Here is a 20,189-nt window from a genome sequence, read left to right as displayed (position 1 = left end):
GGCACCTGCAGCACCTGGAGCACCGGGGGATTCGGGTAACTTGGGGGAATCTGCCATGAGATCGTCCCTTAACTTCGGCTGTGCACCGTTGTTACCGACGAGTTGAATGTAAGAGTGCCAATGGAGGTTGGCAAGGTTGTGCGAGCGCGCCCTTTCAGCCGACTCCTACTGCTCCGTACGGAGCAGTTCGGCGACCTCGGCGTCCACCCGGCGCGCCATCGCCCGCGCGAACTCCGTGGCCACGACCTCACCCGCCACCGGCCTCAGTGCCCTCACCGCTGCCGTGATGTGCTCCAACTGTGTGGCCGAAAGCAGCTCCAGCCCCTGTGCACCGATCACATGCCGCCGGAACAGTCCGACGAACCGGTCCGCCAGCGCGGCCGCCTGCGCCTGTACGAAATCCCCGGCGTCCAGGATCTCCGCCAGCGGGACCCCCTGCCGCACCAGCGCCAGCGTCGCGTCCAGCAGCCGTCGGCTCGGGTAGGTCACCAGGTCCCCCTCGACCGTCACGTACCCCAACTCGGCCGCCCGCCGGGTGTCTTCGGCGGTGGCCGTGGGGCCGAACAGCTCCCGCAGCTCGGCCCGGGTCATCGTGACCGGCTCCTCCTGCACCCAGTCCCGGGTCATCTCCCGTTCCAGGCCCAGCAGTTGCGACAGACCGCCGCCGTCCTCCCAGGCGTGCAGGAGCTCGGCGATGCCGTTGACGGTGTAGCCGCGCCCCAGCAGGTCGCTGATCAGCCGCAGCCGCGTCAGATGGTCCTCGGAGTACCAGGCGATCCTGCCCTCGCGGCGTGGCGGCGGCAGCAGCCCGCGCTCCTGGTAGTAGCGCAGGTTGCGCACCTTGACGCCTGCCGCGCGGGCCACGTCCTCCCGGCGGTACCGCCCGCCGCCGCCCTCGTCCCCCACCTGGCTGCTCACGCGGCCGAGTGTAGGTCTTACCGGCAGGTCACATAGCCCGTGGACGATCCTGCTTGACCGCGCGCAGGACCACGAACTTCGGCTCGCTCGCGACGACTTCGCTGTTGCCGAAGAGCCGGCGCAGGTGGGTGTGGTACCCCATGTGCCGGTTGGCGACGATCCACAGCTCGCCGCCGGGCCGCAGCACCTTGCGCGACTGCGCGAACATCCGCAGCGCCGTCGCGTCCGTCGTGGCCTGGTGGGAGTGGAAGGGCGGGTTGCTCAGCACCAGGTCGACGGAGGCCGGGGGCAGCATGGCCACCCCGTCGCCGACGAGGAACTCGGCGGTGCGCCGCCCCTCGCGGACGTTCGCCCGGTAGGTGGCCCGCGCCGAGGCGACCGCCTGGTAGGACTCGTCGGTGAAGACGACCTCGGCGTCCGGGTCGTGGACCTGGACCGCCGTGCCCACGACGCCGTTGCCGCAGCCCAGGTCCACGACCCGGGCGCCGTCCGTGTTGGTCGGCAGGTTCTGCAGGAAGAAGCGGGTGCCGACGTCCATCCGGTCGGCGCAGAAGATCCCGGCGTGGTTCACGACCGTCAGGCCGGAGCCCGACCCCGCGTCCTCGTCGACCGTGTACGTCAGCGGCCACGGTCCGGCACTCGTCGGGTGCACGGCCCCGGGGGTGCCCGGCGTGCAGAAGATCAGCCGCGCCTTCTTCTCGGCGAGCGAGGTCTTCGTCGGGCCCAGGATCCGCTCGAAGAGCCGCAGCGTGGAGGTGTGGATCTCCTTGACCATGCCGGTCCCGACGACCACGGTGCCCGCGTGCACGTGCGGCGCCAGCCGGTACAGCTGGTCCTCCAGCAGCGCCAGGCTCTTCGGTACGCGCACCAGCAGTACGTCGATCCGCTGGGGCGGCGGATCCTGCGTGGTCAGCAGCGTCACCGTCGACTTCGACGTCCCGATCCCGTTCCGGTCGAGGTTCGCGGCAGTGGCGGAGCGGGTGAGGGAGGAGTCGGTGATCTGCGTCGGCCGGTACGCGGCGAGCGCCGTCGTCAGCGCCCCCCAGCGGTCCCCGAGCACGGTGATCTGCCCGGCGCCGGCCAGGTCCACCGGCCCGCGTTCCCCGGTACCGGAGTCGAGGTGGCGCAGCAGGTACTCGTCGGCGGCGTCCCAGGCGCGGAGCCGGTCGCGCGGGTCCTCGGGGAAGCGGGTGAGCTCGTAGGTGCCGAATGGCGTGGTCAGGCGGTTCATATGGGACCCAGGCTAGCCGAGCCGGAGCCCCGGCCCCGCACGGACGGGGCCGGGCGGGCCCCCTCGGGTGCCGGAGCCGCGGCTGTCCGGCCCGTACGCGGACCTCTACCCGGGGAACTCCCCGGCCATCGCGGCGGCCATCCGCAGGTACGGACGGGCCTCGGCGGCCCGGCCGCTCCGTTCCAGCGTGCGACCGAGCATCAACTGTGCGTAGTCCTCCACGGGCCAGCGCTCCAGGATGGCGCGGAGCTCGTGCTCGGCGCGGGAGAGCTGGGCGGAGTGGTAGTAGGCGCGGGCCAGCAGCAGGCGCGGCGCCAGCTGCTCCGGGACCTCGTCCGCGAGGGTGTCCAGGATGCGTGCGGCCGTCGCGTACTCCCTCGCGCCGAAGAACAGCTGGGCCCGCGCCCAGCGCTCCGCTGCCGTCCCGTGCTCGAAGTACGTCCTCGGCGCGTTCATCGCGTCCCTTCCGTCGTCCGTTCCGCGTATCGGATGGTGTGTCCGCAGCCTCCAACACGCCCGGGCGGTGCAACATTCCACCCGACGCGTTCCCCGCCTCGCGGCTAGGTTGTCCGCATGAGCAATCTCGATCGCCAGCCCGCTCTCTCCACCTGCGGAGGCCGCGGCTTCGTCGTGGCCGAACCGGTGCGCGAACTTCTCAGCCCGCGCACGGTCAAGCTCGGGGAGTCCACCGAGGTACGCCGGCTCCTGCCGAACCTGGGCCGCCGCATGGTGGGCGCCTGGTGCTTCGTGGACCACTACGGCCCCGACGACATCGCGGACGAGCCCGGCATGCAGGTGGCGCCGCACCCGCACTCCGGCCTCCAGACGGTGAGCTGGCTCCACGAGGGCGAGGTGCTGCACCGCGACAGCGTCGGCAGCCTGGCGACGGTGCGCCCGCGCGAGCTGGGCCTGATGACCTCCGGCCGTGGCATCAGCCACTCCGAGGAGAGCCCGCGCCCGCACGCCCGCTTCCTGCACGGCGCCCAGCTCTGGGTGGCCCTCCCGGACGCCCACCGCGATGTGGAGCCGCACTTCCAGCACCACCCCGAGCTCCCGCTGGTGAGCGCCCCGGGCCTGACCGCGACGGTCATCCTCGGCACCCTGGACACGGCGACCTCGCCGGGGTCCGCGTACTCCCCGATCGTCGGCGCGGACCTGGCCCTCGCGGCGGGCGCCGAGGCCCGTCTGCCGCTCGACCCGGACTTCGAGTACGCGGTCCTGTCGATGTCGGGCGAGGCCCACGTCGACGGCGTCCCGGTCCTCCCGGGCTCGATGCTCTACCTCGGCTGCGGCCGCACGGAACTCCCCCTGCGCGCCTCGTCGGACGCGGGCCTGATGCTCCTGGGCGGCGAGCCGTTCGAGGAGGAGATCGTCATGTTCTGGAACTGGATCGGACGGTCACACGATGATATCGCGCAGGCCCGCGAAGACTGGATGAACGGGTCCCGATTCGGCGAGGTCAAGGGCTATGACGGCCCTCCGATTCCCTCCCCGGAACTGCCTCCTACCCACCTGAAGCCGAGGGGAAGGGTTCGTTGACCTGCTGTTTTACGCGGCTGGGGGCTGGGGGTGGCACTCGCACCCAGCCCTCCGCTTGTCCTGGTGGAAGGGAGGCTGTCGAGCACGGTCCGACAGCCGTCGGCGCCGGCGGTTGAGTCTCATCTGTCGCAGGCTGTAATCAGCTTTGCTCAGACGAATGCTGACCTTTTGCTGACTTTACTGACGAGTAGTTAGATTGGTCCTAGGTTTGCGCCGGATTGCCTTGCCTGCAAAGGACGGCGGATGCTGCCCTTGCATCGTCGGCTCCGACAGCCTTGTAGACGGAGCTGGCCAAGGTGTTCGATCTGTCGCCGGAGTGGGCGCGTGGGCATGTGGTGGACGTTGTGGACAAGTGACAACAGCCTCGCTGCTCCGGTCCCGCCCGCCAGCCACTGGCGGGAGACTGCGTGGGTGCTGGAGGTTGCACCTCCGGGCAGACCGGACGTAGCTGCTGCTCGGCGAGGAACGATGTGCTGATCGCGTAGGCGATCGAGGGCCGGACCGTGCGCGCCTGCTGCGCAATCACCGGCGGTGTGTGCTGAATCTCCGGAGTCAGGGTGTGACGTCGCCGTTGCAGAAATTGTCGCTGCTCGCCAGAGTCCGGTAAGTGACTCCTTCCCAGCCGTTGGGGCGGTCAGCGAGGCGTGTGGCGGCCTCGTCCGCCAAGTAGTTGCGCACTTCCTGGGCCCCACCAATGTGACGCAGAGCGGTGAGCAGGCTGAGGATGCCGCTCAGGGTGCGGTTCGCTTGGATGGCGAAGAGACTGGACAGTCCAAAAAGTCCGAAGTGGTACTGAACTCGGTCAGTGAGGACTTGATCCCAGGATGGCGAGGGGCTGACGAAGAAGTCGAGCCAAAGAGGGCTGTCGCCCACGATCCTCGCGTCGAGCCAGTGGTCATCGTCGATGCGGTCGAGGTAGGGGTGCAGAGGAGTCGTCTCAAGACTCGTCGGGAGGGCGTCGCCCTTGGCGTGGTTGCAGTCGGCGCAGGCGGGCACCAGGTTCAAGGGATCGACGCACAGCGCAGGGAACGACTTCTTTGGTAGGACGTGGTCAAGGGTTCTGACGACCCCGTGTCCGCACAGGGGGCAACGATCATGTTGCGGGGCTGTTCTCAGCTGCTCGTAGATGACTCGACCGTTCTTGGTACCGAGCATGCCGTTCTCGTAGACCCACGCCACGGCTTCGGCCGCTGAGATATTCGGTAGGGCGAAGGCCGCGCACTCCAGGGTGTGCAGGGAGCCTTGCTGGGCCGCGCACCGGAATTGCTCGCCTGCTTCCTCGATGCGTTCAGTGGCGGCCAGAAGCCGTGCCTGGCGGGACGCGTTCCGGGTGCCAGCCACACACGCCTCGTAACTTTGACGGGCGGTGACCCTGGGCGGCTCCAGAGGCCACATCAGCGGCGCCCCTGCGACGTTTGGTAGGCGAGCAGAATCCGCACGAGGCCCTTCGCCTCCCCGCCGAGCTGTCCGCCGAATCGGGCTAGGACCTGCTCGTACGTGCCCAGTTCCCGGACTGCCTTCTCGATCTCGGCGTGAAACCCGGACCGCCGGACTTCGAGGCCGAATATCTCGTGGGTGAGAACCCCGACGTTCTCGCCGTAGGTCTCGATCGATGGCCGCTCCGGCTGCATGGTGCCCCGGCGGCTGACCTTCCAGACACAGGAGCGCGGGACCTCCTGCAGGACCACCGGCGAGTGGGTGCCCAGGAGTGCGACCGCATTGCGGTCGGTGAGCAGGTCGGACAGGGCCCTGACGAAGGACGCCAGAAGCGGGGGATGTAGATGTCCTTCAGGCTCGTCGAGGAGCACCAGCGACCGCTCGGCGACGGTTTCCACCAGACGCGTCATCGTCAGCAGGACAATCGCATGCCCCGAGCTGAGACTGGAAAAGATCTCCAAAGCAGTGTCACGGTCGCTCGTACGGCCGAACACGCCTCGGTCCAGGAGAGCCTGCGCGAAGGAGCGGACCGGAGATTCGAAGAAGTACGGGTCGCTACCCAACGTCTCTAGCGCCTTGATCCAACTGTGGACTCGGCCGGCGGCGACAACCTCCTCCACGCTCTTGGAGAACTCCTTGCTTAGGTCAAGGCGGGTCTTGCGCTCCCGAGTCGGGCGCCCCAGCTCATCCACCTTGGCAAGGCCCACATACCTGAAGGAAGCACCCGCAACGTTGTCCTCGGCCGCGGGAGGTGGTTGGCCGTCGGTAACGTCCAGCGCACCGTCCCAGCCTTCCAGCTCACCCTGTTCAGCAGCGCCCTGTTCCGACTCGAACTGCTCCTGAGCCGGGTCGAAGGCGCTGAAGGTCACGCAGACCACGTTGACGAAGGAGCCGGGTCCATCCTCGCCCCAGATGAGACGCCCGACGGCATCGCTGTCCTCTTCCGGATGTACGACGGCCCTGGTGATGTCGCCGAGCACCGTGGTCTTTCCGACCCCGTTCCGACCGATCAGAACGTGAATGTTAGTGGGGGGCTGTGCATGCGGCTCGACTGAAAAGGAGAGGTGCCAGGGTTTCGTGGCACTGCCGTTCGAGCTGCCGTGCCCGGCGGGGCCCAGGTAGTCGAACCGGTACTCCGTGAGCCGGGGACCGCCCTGCGCGATGCGCCGGAACTGGGCTGCCACCGTCCGTGTCTCGAGGCTACGCAGCAGCGATGTGTGGGTGACGTCCCATTGCATGGCGGTTGCGAAGACCGAGGGGTCGACCGCCATATCGCACAGACCGTTCAAGACCGCGTGCCGCGTCTCATTACCAAGCTTGCGGATGTTCTCGTAATAAAGGTCGCTCTGCCCCACGGAAAACCAGTACAGGCGCTGATCAAGTCCCGATAGTGCGGAGAACGACCCTGCCTCGAGAGGCCTCTCGCCCCGAATCAGGTCGGCATACCCGATCTTTACCGCACCCAACTCGATGAGCGATCCGTGGTTACGGAACCACAGTTGGTAGAGCGTCATGTACTCATCGTCCGCTGCATAGCTGTCAGGTCCTGGATCGCCGCGTGGCGCCAGCAAGCAGGCGCGAGGACCGTCGTTCGTGGGACCGTCTCGATCGAGCACGATGAAGCGCAGTTTGTCCTCCTGGGCAACGTAAACGTGGAGCGGGTCACCGGCTCAAGTCGTGGTCTGTTGCCTCGCCTGAACCAAGCAGTTACCGGGACTCGCGGCACAACTCGGGCCGTCAGAACTTGGGGCCGTCTCATCGCCAGCGACTCATGGTAGGCCGCCCAACACTGCTGCCTCTTGCGATTTAAAAACTCTTGTACCTTCGCAGTTGGCGATGTGCGCGCTGCTGTACCGCCATGAGATTGAGCTAGCTGGCACCCTCAGCCTGCGGCTACACCCGACCGTCATGGCGTGGCGGGCAGTGACCACCGGCTTCCCCTTGTCAGCACGCTAAGGTCGGCGCCCCGGAACAGTCCTGCAGACGACCAGCAGGTTCTTCGTGTGCTGGTGGTACGCGCGCCGTACCGTCGCTGACCAGCCCAGATGGCACGTGTCGGGCCAAGTTCCCGTGGCTAGGCCCGTGAATGGCCCGGATCTTGGTTGTCATACGTCTCATCTGCGTCGTGGTGGTTCGTGGTCGGGGGCGTGCATCCGACTCCCGGAGCCCTCCTTGTGCCCGCAGGGAGATCATTAGACAGGCTCTGGGCCGTTGGACACGGTTTCGATTCCCGCCATCTTCACTCCTCCCATGTGGGCGAAGGCAACGCAGCCACCCGGCTGCGGGGACTTCGTCTTGTCCGGGGCCCGATGGTAGGTGCCGACGTCCGGATTGCGCCTACCAACGATCCTGCTGGCTTATTCGGTCAGGCGGCGAGGGAGAGGTCGAGGCGGGCGAGGTGGCTGACGCGGGTGCGGTCGAGCGGGTGGCCGTTCCACCAGGCATCGAGGCGGATGAGGTTGAGCGCGACGGCGGAGAAGACGTGCTCCAGGTGGGTCTTTCGGAGACCGAGGTAGCGGGCATGTCTCATGCCGGTGACCGCGACGGCCTGGTGGATGGTTCCCTCGATCCCAGCGCGGGTTGCGTACTTGGCTCGCCACTGCTCGTCGCCCTGCTGGAGGCGGGCATGGTCGAGGACTTCTTGCACCTCGCGGGGTTGCAGGGAGAGGGTTCGGCCGCCGGTCTTCGAGCGAGTGCAATGGTCGCGCACCGGGCAGGGGCGGCATGTCTCTTTGTCGAACTTGATGACGATGGCCTTGGTGCCGCGCAGGGTGGCGGGGCTCCACCAGGTGCTGGTGTCCCCGCGTGGGCAGGTGGCCTGTCGCTTGTCCCAGCCGATGGTGAACGCGGTGCGGTCGAAGCCGGCGCCGGCACGTGCCTGGGGTGAGCTGTTCATCAGGACCGGGGTGACCAGGGTGACCCCGAAGTTCTTCTTCATGCCCACGATCAACTCGGCGGACGCGTAACCGGAGTCGAGGAAGTGCTCGGCGGGCAGGAGATCGCGGGCGGCGAGCAAGTGATGGACCGGTTCGGTCATTTCTGCGTCGGTCACCGTGGCATCGGTGGTCGCGATGTTGGTGATCAAGCGCGGCGGCGGTCCGTCGGCTCCGGGGATCACCGCCTGTCCGGTGGCAGCGTCCTGCACGTCGGTTTCGTCGCAGGACTCACTGATGTGGATCTTGTAGCCGGTCCACCAGGAGCCCTGTTTGAGGCCGTAGCGCGCGTCGGTGTCGTACGGAGAAGCCAGCCGCAGCCTGCCGGGCGGGAGGTCTTTACTCTCCCGCCGCTTTACCTCCGCCCCGGTCTCGCTCACAGTGCGGTGGTAGTTCTGCACCCACATCGTGCGCAGGACCTGCACCGCCGGGAGTTCGCGCAGCCAGGCCGGGGCGTCGGGGGCATGCACCGCCTCCAGCAGTGCGAACCCGTCCCGGCCGTAAACCAGGGCCATCTCCTCGCGCTTGTTCGTAGAAGCCGGCGGATGCCAGGAGTGAGTCCGCGGACCGTAGCGGTCGGCCCATTCCCGGACGGGCACCGCCCCGGCCAGCCAGTCCGGAGCCGCGCAGGCCAGCGCCTCCAGCGTGGCCCGCAGCGTCTCCCCGGCCAGCTCCAGCCTGTTCAGATCGCGTACCGCCGCCAGCACGCGGGTGGAGTCGGTGCGCTGCCTGCCTCCGGCCTTCACCAGGCCCCGGTCTTTGAGGGCGGTCAGCAGCAGGTCGAGCACCTTCTCCTCCATCCCGTGCTCGACCAGTCGCGTGCGGAACTCGGACAGCACCGAGGCGTCGAACCCGGGATCATCCAGCTCCAGGCCGAGCGCGTATTTCAGGTCCATGCCGTACCGCACGCGATGCGCTGCCGCCCGGTCGGTGAGGTTCTCGGCGAACTGCAACACCGTCACCAGCGCCAGCTGGCCCGGTGACCAGCCGGGCCGCCCTCTGGCTCCGAAGGCCTCAGCGAACTCGGCGTCCGCGAACAGCTCGCCCAGCTCGTCACGGACCCGCATCGCCAACGGGTACGGGCCCCGTGCCGCCACCGCCCGCGCCACCTGCGCGGTCAGCTCAGGCACCTTCGGCCACGGCCTCGGCCGCATCGACATTCCACACCCTACCCGCGACCGGGAACGCCAAGGCGGCCGCTGTTGCCCCGACCAACGAGCCGCCAGCCCGCCGGGCACGGAACAGCCAGCAGGATCGTCACCAGCCCCAAACGACGGGTGTCACGTGCGGCGACGTGCGGCGGGTCGCGTCTGATTCTGGAGAAGCCGGGCGTCAGTGAGGGGTGAGCTCCGACTCCGTACCGTACGGCCGCGAGGACAGCGTCGCGGGTGTCACCACCGCGGGCGCCGCCCTCGTCGCCTCCACCAGGGTTGCCGTGTCCGCCGCCGGCAGTCGTCGAGCGCAGTGCGCAGCCCGGAGATAAGGGGGGCGTACGTGGTCGGGTCCACGTGTGTGTACGCCTCCGCCAACGCGAGCCCGCCTTCCAGTGCGCCGAGCGCGTCCGCCCAGCGCTCCTCGGCCGCCAGGTACCGGCCCAGCTGGTCGAAGACGCGGGCGAGGTCGAAGGCGTACCGCACTGGGTCGGCCTCCCACGCGGCCTTGTACTGCCCGACGGCGTCGACGGCCGCCCCGAGGTGTTCGGGCCGGCGGCCGGTCGCGTCCAGGCAGACGGCCAGGATCGACAGGGCCCGGCCGAGACCGGCCCGGTGGAGTTCGGGCGCTTCGGCCTGGCGGAGTTTCAGGAGCAGGACGGCCTCCGCGGCGGCGGGTAGCGCCTGGGCCGACCGGTTCGCGTCAAGGAAGAGGAGAGCGAGGTTGGAGAGGGACTGCGAGAGTTCGGCGGAGTGGGCGGCCGGGTTGTCCCGGGAGAGGCGGCGCCGGACGGTGACGGACTCTGCCATCGTGTCTATCGCTTCCAGCAGTCGTCCCGCCCTGGCCAGGTCGGCGCCGAGGGCCACCAGGGCGTGTGCCAAGCCCTCGTCGTGGGCGGTGGGATCGACCCGGGCCAGGGCGCGCATGCTCTCCACCGCCTGCCCTGAGACCGCCAGAGCCTCCGCAGGCAGTCCCTCCTCGGCCAACTGGGCGGAGAGGGTGAGGAGGGAGGCGGCGAGGCCGGGCTCGTGCCCCGCCATATCCCGTTCGGCGAGCGAGAGCCGGAGGAAGAGCGCCTCGCGGGAGACCGTGACGGACTCGGCTCGGAGCCCTTGGTGGGAGAGCCGGCGGCCGAGAGTGTGCAGGGCGTCGGCCAGCCGCGGCTCGTGGGCGGGGTCGTCGGCGGAGAGCCGGCGCCAGGCCGCCACCGCACGTTCGCCGGCCTCCAGGGCCTCCTCGTGCCGGCCGGTCTCGGAGAGCTGCACGGCGAGGTCCGCGAGGATGCCGGCGTACAAGGGCTCGCACCGGGCGGGCTCGGCCGCGGCGAGCGGCCGGGCGAGGGCGGCGGCCTCCTCGGTGGCCCGCAGTGCCTCGGCTGGGCGCCCGTTGTGAGCCAGGCAGTTGCCGAGCCGGCCCAGGTCGGCGGCGAGCAGGACGTCGTCGCCGAGCTCCCGCGACGCGATCACGCCCCGCTGGGCGACCTCCAGGGCCTCGGCGTCGAGCCCGGCGTTCAGGAGGCGGGTGCTCAGGTTGTGGAAGCCGGTGGTGCGGGCGGCGGGGCTGTTATTCAGGGCGTGCAGTTCGGTGACGAGCCGCCGAGTCACGGCCGCCATCCCGGCGTCCAGCTCGATGTGCCGGCCGACGGGGAACTGCTCCTCGACAGCGGCGAGCAGCCGGATGGGGACGTCGTCCAGGGCGGCGAGCGCAATGAGGGCGGAGCTCCCAGCGGCGAGCGCGAGGCGCGGTGCGATCGCGAGAATGGGATAGAGGTGGTGGGCTCCGACATGCGGCCAGCGCTGTGCGGCGGCGGCGAGGAAGGTGACGCCCCGGCCGGCGTGCAGGCCGAGGAGAGCGCCGATGACCTCCTCGGCCCACTCCATGGCCGGGTAGTCGGCCTCGTGACCGGGGAGGGTGAGGGCGAGGAAGTCCTCGGCGAGCCGGTCCGGGTATAGCGGTTCGAGGACGGTCTCCCCGCCGTCCCGCTCCGGCGGGTAGCAGTGGGCGTGGTCGTCGAGGACGCGTTCGGTGGGGGTGTCGAGCCGCAGCGCGCGCACGACCTCGGTGCCGTGCGTGCGGTTGGCCGCTCCGGTGAGGGCGGCGGCGAAGACGGCCTTGTTCATGGCGGCGGGCGGGGTGGCGCTGGCGCCGCCACGGGCGTGCAAGGTGGCCCAGTGAAGATGCTCCCGGTCGAGCAGGTAGACGGTGAGTCCGGCCATGTCGGTGGGGGCGCGGCGGCCGTGCGCCTGGGCGTCGACGGCGACGAGCGCGGCCATGTGGAGGGTGAGGGTCAGGTCGTACGGGGGCGCCGGGCCCGGGCCGGAGCCCGCCGGGAGCTCGTACCGCACGGCGAAGGCATCCTGGGCCGCCTGGTACATGGCGGGTCCGTCGGGCGGGGCGGTGAGGAGTCCGCTGGAGGTGGTGGCCCGGTGGTTGGTGAGCGAGGCGCGGACGGCGGGCCAGACGTCGGCGGTACGGGCGAGCAGCAGGATCCGCGCGGGCAGGTCCTGGTGCAGCAGGGCGTTGCTGAAGAGCCAGTTGAGGTGAGTGAGCGGCCAGCGGTCCGCGTAGTCGACGACGAGGAGCACCCCGCCGTGCCCGTCCAGGGACAGGTCCTGGCTGCCGGGCGGGGGATGGACGGAGCCGGGGCCGTGTGCGGCGGTGACCACCCGCCAGCCGCCGTCCTGGGTCTCGTCGGCGAACCGGGCCGCGAGGCGGGTCTTGCCCTGCCCGCCGGGGGCGTGGATCCAGTGCGCGGCGAGCCGCGGTCCGCCGTCCCGCCAGGCCTTCAGCTCGGCGAGCTCGGTCTCCCGGCCGGTGAACGGCACCACCTCGAAGCGGGAGTTGAGCATCCGGCTCGGCAGCTCGCGGAGCCACCCGGGGTCGGTGGGGGTGGCGGGGTGCCAGTTGTGGAGCAGGTAGACCGGTGAGCCGTCGCCGAAGACGTGGATGTCGGCGCCGATCGCACCGTACGCGAACCCATTGGCACCCGTGACGTTCTGTACGAACCGCGGCTGCGGGCCGTCTGTTGCGCTCACGCTCGCCTGTCCTGCCTCTCCTCGGCGGCGCTGTCCGCCCCGCTGCCCGTAGTGGCGGCGGTTCCCGAGAGGCTGCCGGGGTGGTTGATGATGCTGCCGAACATGGCGCCCTGGGCAGTGGCCCCCGCGGCGGATGCGGTGATTTTCTGCACCCATTGCTGCTGGACCGGCGGCAGCTGCGGCTCGACCTCGCGGACGAGAGCCTGGAGGTCGTCCGCGGCGTCCGGGTATTCGCTCAGGAGGTCTTCCAGGTCGTCCCGCCACCGGACGACCGCGCCCTCGCGGGCAGCTTCGGTCCCTTCACGCCTCACGCGGGCGGCGCTGCGGTCCAGCTGGGCTTCGATCTCCCGCGGGTTACGGCCACGTCGCTGGAAGAGCTGCACGGTCCGGGTGCGGGCAGTGTGCCAGGCATCGGTGACCATGGCTGCGACGATCGCTGCGCCGCCTGCCTGGACGAGGTTCAGTGCTTCCGGATCCATCGGGTCTCCTTGATGAGGTGGCTGCGGTTCAGGTTGTGGGGGTGCCGAGGGGCAGGCGTGAGGTCATGGCGAGGCGGACCGCCGGCTTCTCCGCGTCATACACCGAGCACACCCAAAACCTCGGGTGCTCGCGTTTCCGGGCGCGGTGGTACTCGTTCGTGCTGCCAGTCCACTGGTACGAGTCGAACTCCGCGGTCGACACCTTCACCTGCCGGGCGACGAACTCCACTTCCTCGTCAGGGAACTCCGCCCGGCCCCGGGAGAACCGGCCGTGTCGGGCGTAGTACTTCAGCAACAACGCGAACCCCAGCCGCGTCCCACCCCGCTTGCCCACCACTAGCACCGGTTCGCCATCGAGCACTGTCCAGTGCTCGACCAGCTCATCCGTCCCCACCGGCTGCCGCCCCACAGCCACGCATCATGCCCGAGTGTCGCTCGTCGAGGCAGCCATTCCGTCAAACACGGTTTGCCTGGTAGAACGGCCACCCGCTCGACCGCACCCGCGTCAGCCACCTCGCCCGCCTCGACCTCTCCCTCGCCGCCTGACCGAATAAGCCAGCAGGATCACCAACAGAGGCAAAAGCAGCACCTAACGGCATCAGCCCCAATACCATCCGGTGGTTGCTGCTGGACGCTCCTACCCCGATGGGAGCGGCGCGCCCAGTCTTCTCCCGTACTCCCGAGGAGCCGGATCCATGACCGACATCCAGCATGATGCGATACCGGCCAAGCCTCAGAACGCGCCGGGGCCTCCTCGGAACCCGTGGAAAACGGCCACGGTGTGCCTGGCCGCCGCCCTGACCGCCACCTCCGGCGGTCTGGTCTACACCCTGGTCTCCGACCAGGGGGCAGCAGCGCCGGAGGCGTCCGCGTCGATCCGGGAGGACACGCGTACTCCGGCTACCCCCGATGTAGATGTACCCTCTGCCGCGCCGTCTCCGTCGCCCTCTGCTGCAGGCTCCGCGGTCGGCACCGAGGCCCGCAGCGGCGGCGCGTACGTGACCGTGACGAAGGTGACCCGGGCCGACAGCATCAAGCAGACCGACCCGGGCGAAACCGCGACGGTGAAGGCCGGGGACGGGGCGGTGTTCATCGTGCTCGACACGGTGGTTCGCAACGAGACGAAGGCCAGCATGGATCTCACGTGCGGCTATCCCGTGGCGAACTCACTGATCGACGACCAGGGCCGCCGGTACGACGCGATCAAGGACCTGTTCAAGCTGCAGGGGAACCCGGAGTGCAACGACCAGCTGCAGCCGGGGTTCAAGAACGGTATGCAGTACGTGTACCGAGTTCCGGCGGGGGCGCGGATCGTGTCGTGGAAGTTCCAGGAGGTCGACTTCTCCGCTGCCGAGGAAGCAGCGGCGGGGCTGGTGCAGGTCGGCGAGGCCGCGGCGCAGGGAGCGTAGGCGCTGGCCGTTGAACTGCAGCTTGACCACCGTGCCGGTCGGGATCTTGCCTTGCTGCTTGTAGTGGGTGCCGGGCCGGAGCGGACGCCGAGTCCCTTGCCGGGGCTGACGATTTCGGCCTAGGGCTTTGCCTCGGGCTGCTGGTGATGGCCGCGAGCGGTCAACGCCTCCACACCGCATCCGCGTCCGCCTTGCGAGCAGGCGATGGGCGACGCTGTAGGGCTGGCGCCTGGCGCGGAGACTGCTGGCTCACCATCCACACTACGGCCCCGATGTCAGTGCCGGATCGTAGTCTCGGGGGCTATGAGCGAAGGACCGGCGGAAGAGCCGCATGACATGCATTCCTTGTTGTCGAATCCCAGTCTCCTTCTCACGACGGAACCGGCACGTGTCATCGAGCTGTTGGGCCGTGCAGACGACTCTCGGAGTCGGGCCATAGCAGCGGTGTACCGGGCTTCGGCGGAAGTGCACCGGACGCTGGTGCCGGTTCAGAGACGCCAGGTGCTGACGCTGGACGCGGCACGGCTGGGTGAGACGGAACTCGCCGCATGGTTCGGGAGCGCGGATGTGCCGGGGCAGCCCGGTCCAGAGTGGGTTCCGGAGTGGGCGAGCGGCTCTGCTTCCGACCCTCGGTTCCTGCGCGCTTTCACAGGCCACGACGCTCCTGTGACGGCCGTGGCGACGGCGGTTGTCGACCATCGGCCGGTCGCCGTTGCGGGAAGCAAGGACGGGGCTGTGCGGGTGTGGGACTTGACGACCGGGAGGCTGCGGCATGAGCTGACGACGGGCCATACCGACTCGGTGTCGTCGGTGACGGCCGAGTTGCTGGCCGTGGCCACGGCTCTGGTGGACGAGCGTGCCTTGGCGTTCACACTGCACGCCTTTGGGCCGGTGGGCGTGTGGGATCTGGAGACAGGCCGTTCTGCAGGCGAACTCGTCGACATGGTGGAGTGCGCGACCCCGGACGGGCGCCGTGTGGCTCTGACCATGGGGAAGGACCGGACACTGCAGGCATGGGACCTGCTCACCGGGGCCCAGATCAGCGCGTTCCCCTGGGTCACGGACATAGGTGTGCTGGGCGGGCGCCTCGTCGCCGTCGCCGCCGCCGTGAACCAACCGGTCCAGGTGTGGGATCTGATGGCCGACCGTCAAGTCGCCGAGCGTCTCGCGGTCGTGGATGCCTTTCTGGTCGAAGGACAGCGGCCGTTCGCTGTGACTGAGGAGGAAGGCCAGCCGCCGCGCGTGTGGGACCTCATCACCGGTCACCCGATCGAAGGAGCCGAGCGGGCAGAGCTCGGGTTGTTGGAGGCGGAGGACTTGTCAGGCGTGTCAGCTCTGACGGCGGTCAACAACCGAGTGGTCGCCGTCACCCTCGACTATCAGGCCGAACCGGAACTGGTCGGGAACTGGACCGCCGACTACCGAGACAAAGACGCGTCCATCCGAAGACGTGAGACCGCGGTCCTGGGCGCGAGCAGGGTCGTGCTCTGTGCGGGAGCCGATCAGGCACTGCACGTCTGGGACCTGACCACGAGCACTCAGCGCACCGACGACATCCGAGCCATCAGGAGTGCCGCTGCCGGGGACGGACTGCTGGCCCTGTCCCCCGACCCGGGTGAGCGAACAGACCTGTGGGACCTGATAGCGGGCCGCAGAGGCGGCCGGATCAGTACCGGGAACGCGGTAGGAGTCGGGCCTCGGGCCACTTCCCGGTCCCTGGTGCTGCAGGGGCGAATGGTTTCACTCGCCGCCGAACCGGACGGCACGGTCACTGTGCTGGACGCGGTGGAAGGGTGGCCCTCGGGGCGGCCGCTGACCGGCCACACGGAGCGGGTGTGCGCCATGGACACCGTGCCCGCCGGGCAAGCGACGCTGGCGGTGACCGCCAGCCTGGACCAGACCGTGCGGGTGTGGGATCTGGAGACCCGGATGCAGCAGGGCGAGCCCCTTACCGGGCACACCGGCCAGGTGTGGGACCTCGACACCACCCTCGTGGAGGGACGTCCGGTGGCCCTGACCGCGGGCGAAGACCGCACGGTGCGCATGTGGGATCTCACCCAGGTTCACGGTGGTGGCCGGCACCGCTCCGGTCATACCGGCGCCGTCGTCGCCCTCACCACGACGATTCTCGACGGGAAGCCCGTGGCCATCACCGCGGGCTCCGACAAGACCGTACGGACCTGGGACGTGGCCACCGGTCAGCAGGTCACCGATGCCTCGCAAACCGTGGCAGCCGTTATGACGACAGCGGACGTGGACGGGCGCCCGGTCGTCGTGACCGCCGGCCCGGACGCGACCTTGCACATTCTCGATCCCGTCAGCGGCCGAGAGGTTCGCTCGGCGACGCCCAGCCACCACGGCAGAGTCCTCGCCATGGCCACGGCGAACCTGGACGGAGTGCCCGTAGCGGTCACCGCGGGCAGCGACCGCACCGTGGGGGTCTGGGATCTCAACACTGGCAAGGCGTTGTGCGAGCCTCTCACCGGTCACTCCAGCCGGGTCACAGCCGTTGCCACCACTGTTCTGGACGGACGGCCCATCGCGGTGACGGGCGGCTGGGACAAGTCGGTGCGGCTGTGGGACCTCACCACCGGCCGCCAGGTCGACGGGCCATTGACCGGCCACACGGACTGGGTGACCTCGGTGGCCACCGCGACGCTGCCCAGCGGTCCTGCCGCGGTGACAAAGGGGCGGGACGGAACGGTCTGCCTGTGGGACCTCAGCTCCATGGCCCAGGTCGGCAGCCACGAGCTCACCGAGTCAGGTGCGAGCGGGGCGATAGCCGTCAGCAGCACCGATGACGGGCGACTCGTGGCGGCCATCAGCCATGACAACACCGTGCGGTTCCTCGACCTGGCCACAGGGCGCAGGGCCACCACCGACTATCTGCTCCCTCTGCCCGTGCACGCGCTCACAGCCGCACCGAATGGTGATCTCGTGGTCGCGTTCGGCCCCGAGGTGGCAGTGCTGCGGCTCCAGGCGTCCGGCGCTGTCGAAGTCACGCAGGGTGCTGCCGCCACGAGCGGAGCCGTACACCCATGAGAATCCGGGTTGTCTCACTCAACGTGCAGCGGACTTCCGTCCCCGCACCCCCCGGTGAAGGAGCGCGCGGTCGAATCTTGCCCAGCCATCGACTGTCTGCCGCTTGCCGACCGGGCACTTATGGTGGCATCGGTCTGGCGCCAACGGTGATCGTGAACCGGGCGTACTCCTCACGCATGATCCGGTCCCACTTCCGCGAACGGGACATCCGGGCGGTGATCCCGCAGCCAGTGGACCAGGTCCGCAACCGGCTACGACGTGGTCGAGGAGATGCTGGGCGCCCCGCTGGTGGTTCGACCGGTCGGGCATCGAGTGGTGCTGGCCACCTACTTGGCCGTATTCGGCTGCCGTCGAATCACGTGAACATCCGCGCCACCTGACACGGATCCGCTGCCGCCCGAATCGCTGCTCATTCTCACGAACAGAGTCAGAAAGGCCGTTTGTTCGGCGAACACTCCCACTCGCTGGAGCGAACCCGTGCCGACGGCGCTGGAAAACCCCGTCGGCGCGGCGTCTCGGTGGTCCGCTTCGGAGCGGGCCGCCGGTCTGGTCAGGCCAGGACGTCAGTTACAGCCGGGGGGAAGCCTCGGCGCCACGAGCGGCAACGGCGACCGGTCAGGCGCTGTCACACCCCTGCGCCGTCCCGCCGTAGTACAGCAACGCCACCTCCTGGCCGGCGCAGGCGACCAGACCGCCTTCCGGACCGATGGCCAGCCTCACGCGACGACGCCTTGCCCCAAGTGACCGCTGGCGTGCGGAGGCGCCCTCACAGATGGGGAGTTGGAGCGTCGGTCCGGTCTGTTCGTCGGTTGCCACGTCCCAGATCCGCAGGGTGCCGTCGTCGTGACCGGCCAGCACGACGGTGCGGCCACGCAGCACCATGGTCTGCAGTGCACTGACTCCGGCGGGCCGGTAGAGGAGGTCGGTGAGGCTTTCGGCCTGCCATGCCCTGAGAGCCTGTCCCGTAGTCATGTCCCACAGTTCCAACCGCCCGTCCCAGTAACCGGCCACTACGACGGGACGGCCGCCGAGTGTCATCACGGCGATCGCGGAGACTGGGCCGTCTGCGGTGGGGAATGATGTGAGCTGCCTGCCTTCCGTGAGGTCCCAGATTCGTATCTTCTCGTCCCAGTCGTGGTCTAGGTCCATGCCACCGCCGGTGATGGCGACGGCACGGCCGTCGACCATCGCAGTGGCCACGTGGGCCACCCAGGTTGTGTGACCAACAAGGGGGGAACCGATCTGCCGGCAAGTCGTCAGGTCCCACAGCCGTACCGTGCAGTCCTCGTGGCCGGTGACGACGACCGGGCAGGCATCGATCATGACTACGGCCACGGCTTGGGTATCCTCGGCAGGCAGGTCCGACACATGGTGTCCAGCGGCCAGGTCCCACAGTCCGACCCTGCGCGAATCGTGGCCGAGGACGGCGACCGCCGGACGATTTCCGAACGGGACGATCGCCATGTCCTCCATCGCACCGACCGATATCTCACCGGAGCAGCTGCCGTCGGTCAGGTCCCACACGCACGCGGCGTCCTTGCCAGCGGTGACGGCGACACGGTGTCCGTCGAGCACCGTGGTCACCACAGTGCTGACCGGAGACAACGATGTGCCTCCGCATTCCGAGCGAGTCCACCGGGGAACCCAGATGTCGGACAAAGCACCGTCCGCCGGATTGCGCATTCTTCCACCCCGCACGGTGACATGAGCCAGGCGACCGTCTCCGGCTGCTTCAGAACGGTCGCCCACTGCTCGGTGGGCACGGCCGAGCAGCTTAACTCATGCGGCTCAGCCGGTCGTTTGGGAGCCGCTTTCCGGTACGCCGAGCAGCTGGGGGCCGGGCGGTGTCGTGGCTGACTTCACAGCAGCAAGTGGATGTTTGCGTCATTCGTCTGCAGGATGCGCCTCACTCATCCCAGGGGCGCAAACACCCTTGTGCCTTGCGTCCGGCGTGGCGGTGGCCGACATGGAGGCGTGCCAGCCTCACCTGACACATGGCAGTAGTCGCTCGGTGTCCGGTTCCGACCGGTGGAACGTCGGCCCTTGGAAGATCACGACATGTATCATCGCCTGCCACTGTGGAGGTGGGGCATCATCCAGGTTGCCCTGCTGTGACGGGGGTGGACGCGTGGGCCACAACGATGTCTTGGCTGGTACGCCATCGGAACCTTTTGGGGGATGGTCCGAAGCTGGGTGGGCTGAGCAGAAGACGGCGATAGCACAAGCGTTGTCCGGCGGGTCCGTGGACTCCCTGCTCATGGATCCTGCATTCCTCGTTCATGCCGATCCGGAGTTCGTAGTCCCGCTGCTCGACAGCGCCGCAGGTCACCGGGCACGGGAGTCGGCCGCGGTGTACCGAGCGTCCCTGCATTACAGGGGCCGCGACGCGGGTGTCCGGCGCTGGCTGCTGGGAATGCATGCCCTTCGCACCGACCACCCACAGCTGGCCGCAGTGGTGCGTGCCGTGCACGTGGCCGACGGAGAGGGCCCTGCTGGAGTCTGGTGGCCGTCCTGGTCGAACGGGGGACACGTGGAGGACTTCTGGGCGGGGCGGCCTGCGGCGAGCGGGGCGAAGCCTGTTCCAGGGGCCGGGCCGTCCGGCAGGGACGTGCGGGAGGTCGTCTTGACGACTCCGGAGGGCCGCCAGGCCGTGGCCTCTGCCGGCCTCGCCTCGTGGGTGTGGTCCCTGATCACCGACAAGAACCGGACCAGGCCTTCCGACGGAGTCAGGCCCTTCGCGGTGACGGCCCTCGGGACGCGGCTGGTTGTCATTCGTCACACCCGCGAGGGGACAGTGCGGGTGTGGGACGTCGAAACCGACCGCCCAGTGGGGCCGCCGATCACCGGGCACATCGCCTCGATCGCTGTGGGCGTCCTCGACGGACGCCCGGTGGCAGTCACCGGTGGCTACGACAAGACGGTGCGGGTGTGGGATGTGGCAGAGGGCCGCCCTCTCGGTCAGCCCCTCACCGGGCATACCGACTGGGTGCGGGCGGTGGCGGTGGCCTTGCTGG

At 69.0% G+C, this 20,189-nt stretch carries 13 protein-coding genes and 1 pseudogene; 4 read left to right on the top strand and 10 right to left on the bottom strand.

Annotated elements, in window-relative coordinates; translation table 11 throughout:
- Nucleotides 1-165: 165 nt before the first annotated feature.
- The 3 genes from ACFCZ1_RS15145 to ACFCZ1_RS15135 form a co-directional block, all read right to left on the bottom strand.
- Nucleotides 166-918 carry a MerR family transcriptional regulator gene (locus tag ACFCZ1_RS15145; RefSeq protein WP_376678725.1) on the bottom strand — a complete coding sequence of 251 codons (753 nt, stop codon included), beginning with the start codon at nucleotides 916-918 and terminating at the stop codon, nucleotides 166-168.
- 28 nt (nucleotides 919-946) lie between these two features.
- Nucleotides 947-2,140, bottom strand: coding sequence for a methyltransferase (locus ACFCZ1_RS15140; protein WP_376678764.1), 1,194 nt, complete (start codon nucleotides 2,138-2,140; stop codon nucleotides 947-949).
- A 114-nt stretch (nucleotides 2,141-2,254) separates the two neighbouring features.
- Nucleotides 2,255-2,605, bottom strand: a complete 351-nt coding sequence (locus tag ACFCZ1_RS15135; protein WP_376678724.1) for a tetratricopeptide repeat protein — start codon at nucleotides 2,603-2,605, stop codon at nucleotides 2,255-2,257.
- 117 nt (nucleotides 2,606-2,722) lie between these two features.
- Here ACFCZ1_RS15135 and ACFCZ1_RS15130 point away from each other — a divergent pair, with 117 nt between their 5' ends.
- Nucleotides 2,723-3,688, top strand: a complete 966-nt coding sequence (locus tag ACFCZ1_RS15130; protein ID WP_376678723.1) for a pirin family protein — start codon at nucleotides 2,723-2,725, stop codon at nucleotides 3,686-3,688.
- 552 nt (nucleotides 3,689-4,240) lie between these two features.
- Here ACFCZ1_RS15130 and ACFCZ1_RS15125 read toward each other — a convergent pair.
- The 6 genes from ACFCZ1_RS15125 to ACFCZ1_RS15100 form a co-directional block, all read right to left on the bottom strand.
- Nucleotides 4,241-5,029 (bottom strand): hypothetical protein, encoded by a 789-nt coding sequence (locus tag ACFCZ1_RS15125; RefSeq protein WP_314245546.1) that lies wholly within the window; start codon nucleotides 5,027-5,029, stop codon nucleotides 4,241-4,243.
- Nucleotides 5,030-5,082: 53 nt separating this feature from the next.
- Nucleotides 5,083-6,639, bottom strand: coding sequence for an AAA family ATPase (locus ACFCZ1_RS15120; protein ID WP_158734312.1), 1,557 nt, complete (start codon nucleotides 6,637-6,639; stop codon nucleotides 5,083-5,085).
- A gap of 851 nt (nucleotides 6,640-7,490) precedes the next feature.
- Nucleotides 7,491-9,188: an IS1182 family transposase gene (locus ACFCZ1_RS15115; protein ID WP_327738872.1), complete on the bottom strand. Its 1,698-nt coding sequence runs from the start codon at nucleotides 9,186-9,188 to the stop codon at nucleotides 7,491-7,493.
- A 261-nt stretch (nucleotides 9,189-9,449) separates the two neighbouring features.
- Nucleotides 9,450-12,245 (bottom strand): tetratricopeptide repeat protein, encoded by a 2,796-nt coding sequence (locus ACFCZ1_RS15110; protein WP_252308859.1) that lies wholly within the window; start codon nucleotides 12,243-12,245, stop codon nucleotides 9,450-9,452.
- Nucleotides 12,242-12,724: a hypothetical protein gene (locus ACFCZ1_RS15105; protein ID WP_252308858.1), complete on the bottom strand. Its 483-nt coding sequence runs from the start codon at nucleotides 12,722-12,724 to the stop codon at nucleotides 12,242-12,244. Before ACFCZ1_RS15105 ends, ACFCZ1_RS15110 begins: the two co-directional genes overlap by 4 nt.
- Nucleotides 12,725-12,752: 28 nt before the next feature.
- A complete protein-coding gene (locus ACFCZ1_RS15100; protein WP_376678722.1) occupies nucleotides 12,753-13,118 on the bottom strand; it encodes a DUF4158 domain-containing protein in 366 nt (121 codons plus the stop codon).
- 301 nt (nucleotides 13,119-13,419) lie between these two features.
- On the opposite strand from ACFCZ1_RS15100, the gene ACFCZ1_RS15095 reads away from it, so the two are divergent.
- Together ACFCZ1_RS15095 and ACFCZ1_RS15090 are read left to right on the top strand one after the other, a co-directional pair.
- The gene (locus ACFCZ1_RS15095) at nucleotides 13,420-14,133 is read left to right on the top strand and encodes a hypothetical protein (RefSeq protein ID WP_252308856.1); all 714 of its coding nucleotides are present in this window, start codon (nucleotides 13,420-13,422) and stop codon (nucleotides 14,131-14,133) included.
- 303 nt (nucleotides 14,134-14,436) lie between these two features.
- Complete coding sequence (locus ACFCZ1_RS15090) at nucleotides 14,437-17,175, top strand: WD40 repeat domain-containing protein (protein WP_376678721.1); 2,739 nt, start codon at nucleotides 14,437-14,439, stop codon at nucleotides 17,173-17,175.
- A gap of 615 nt (nucleotides 17,176-17,790) precedes the next feature.
- On the opposite strand, the gene ACFCZ1_RS15085 is transcribed toward ACFCZ1_RS15090, so the two are convergent.
- Nucleotides 17,791-18,750 carry a WD40 repeat domain-containing protein gene (locus tag ACFCZ1_RS15085; RefSeq protein ID WP_376678720.1) on the bottom strand — a complete coding sequence of 320 codons (960 nt, stop codon included), beginning with the start codon at nucleotides 18,748-18,750 and terminating at the stop codon, nucleotides 17,791-17,793.
- Between the two features lie 1,048 nt (nucleotides 18,751-19,798).
- Between ACFCZ1_RS15085 and ACFCZ1_RS15080 the strand changes: the two are divergent.
- A pseudogene (locus tag ACFCZ1_RS15080) lies at nucleotides 19,799-20,189 on the top strand (hypothetical protein); the annotation flags it as partial.

Origin of the sequence: Streptomyces sp. NPDC056224, assembly GCF_042267665.1 — a bacterium.
Taxonomy (GTDB): domain Bacteria; phylum Actinomycetota; class Actinomycetes; order Streptomycetales; family Streptomycetaceae; genus Streptomyces.
Note: the sequence above shows the minus strand (reverse complement) of the source record. Positions and strands in the feature narration are given on the sequence as shown.

Coding starts and splice junctions, on each gene's coding strand:
- ACFCZ1_RS15135 (WP_376678724.1), bottom strand. CDS start 2,605: ATGAACGCGCCGAGGACGTACTTCGAGCACGGGACGGCAGCGGAGCGC.
- ACFCZ1_RS15130 (WP_376678723.1), top strand. CDS start 2,723: ATGAGCAATCTCGATCGCCAGCCCGCTCTCTCCACCTGCGGAGGCCGC.
- ACFCZ1_RS15120 (WP_158734312.1), bottom strand. CDS start 6,639: ATGACGCTCTACCAACTGTGGTTCCGTAACCACGGATCGCTCATCGAG.
- ACFCZ1_RS15105 (WP_252308858.1), bottom strand. CDS start 12,724: ATGGATCCGGAAGCACTGAACCTCGTCCAGGCAGGCGGCGCAGCGATC.
- ACFCZ1_RS15095 (WP_252308856.1), top strand. CDS start 13,420: ATGACCGACATCCAGCATGATGCGATACCGGCCAAGCCTCAGAACGCG.
- ACFCZ1_RS15090 (WP_376678721.1), top strand. CDS start 14,437: ATGAGCGAAGGACCGGCGGAAGAGCCGCATGACATGCATTCCTTGTTG.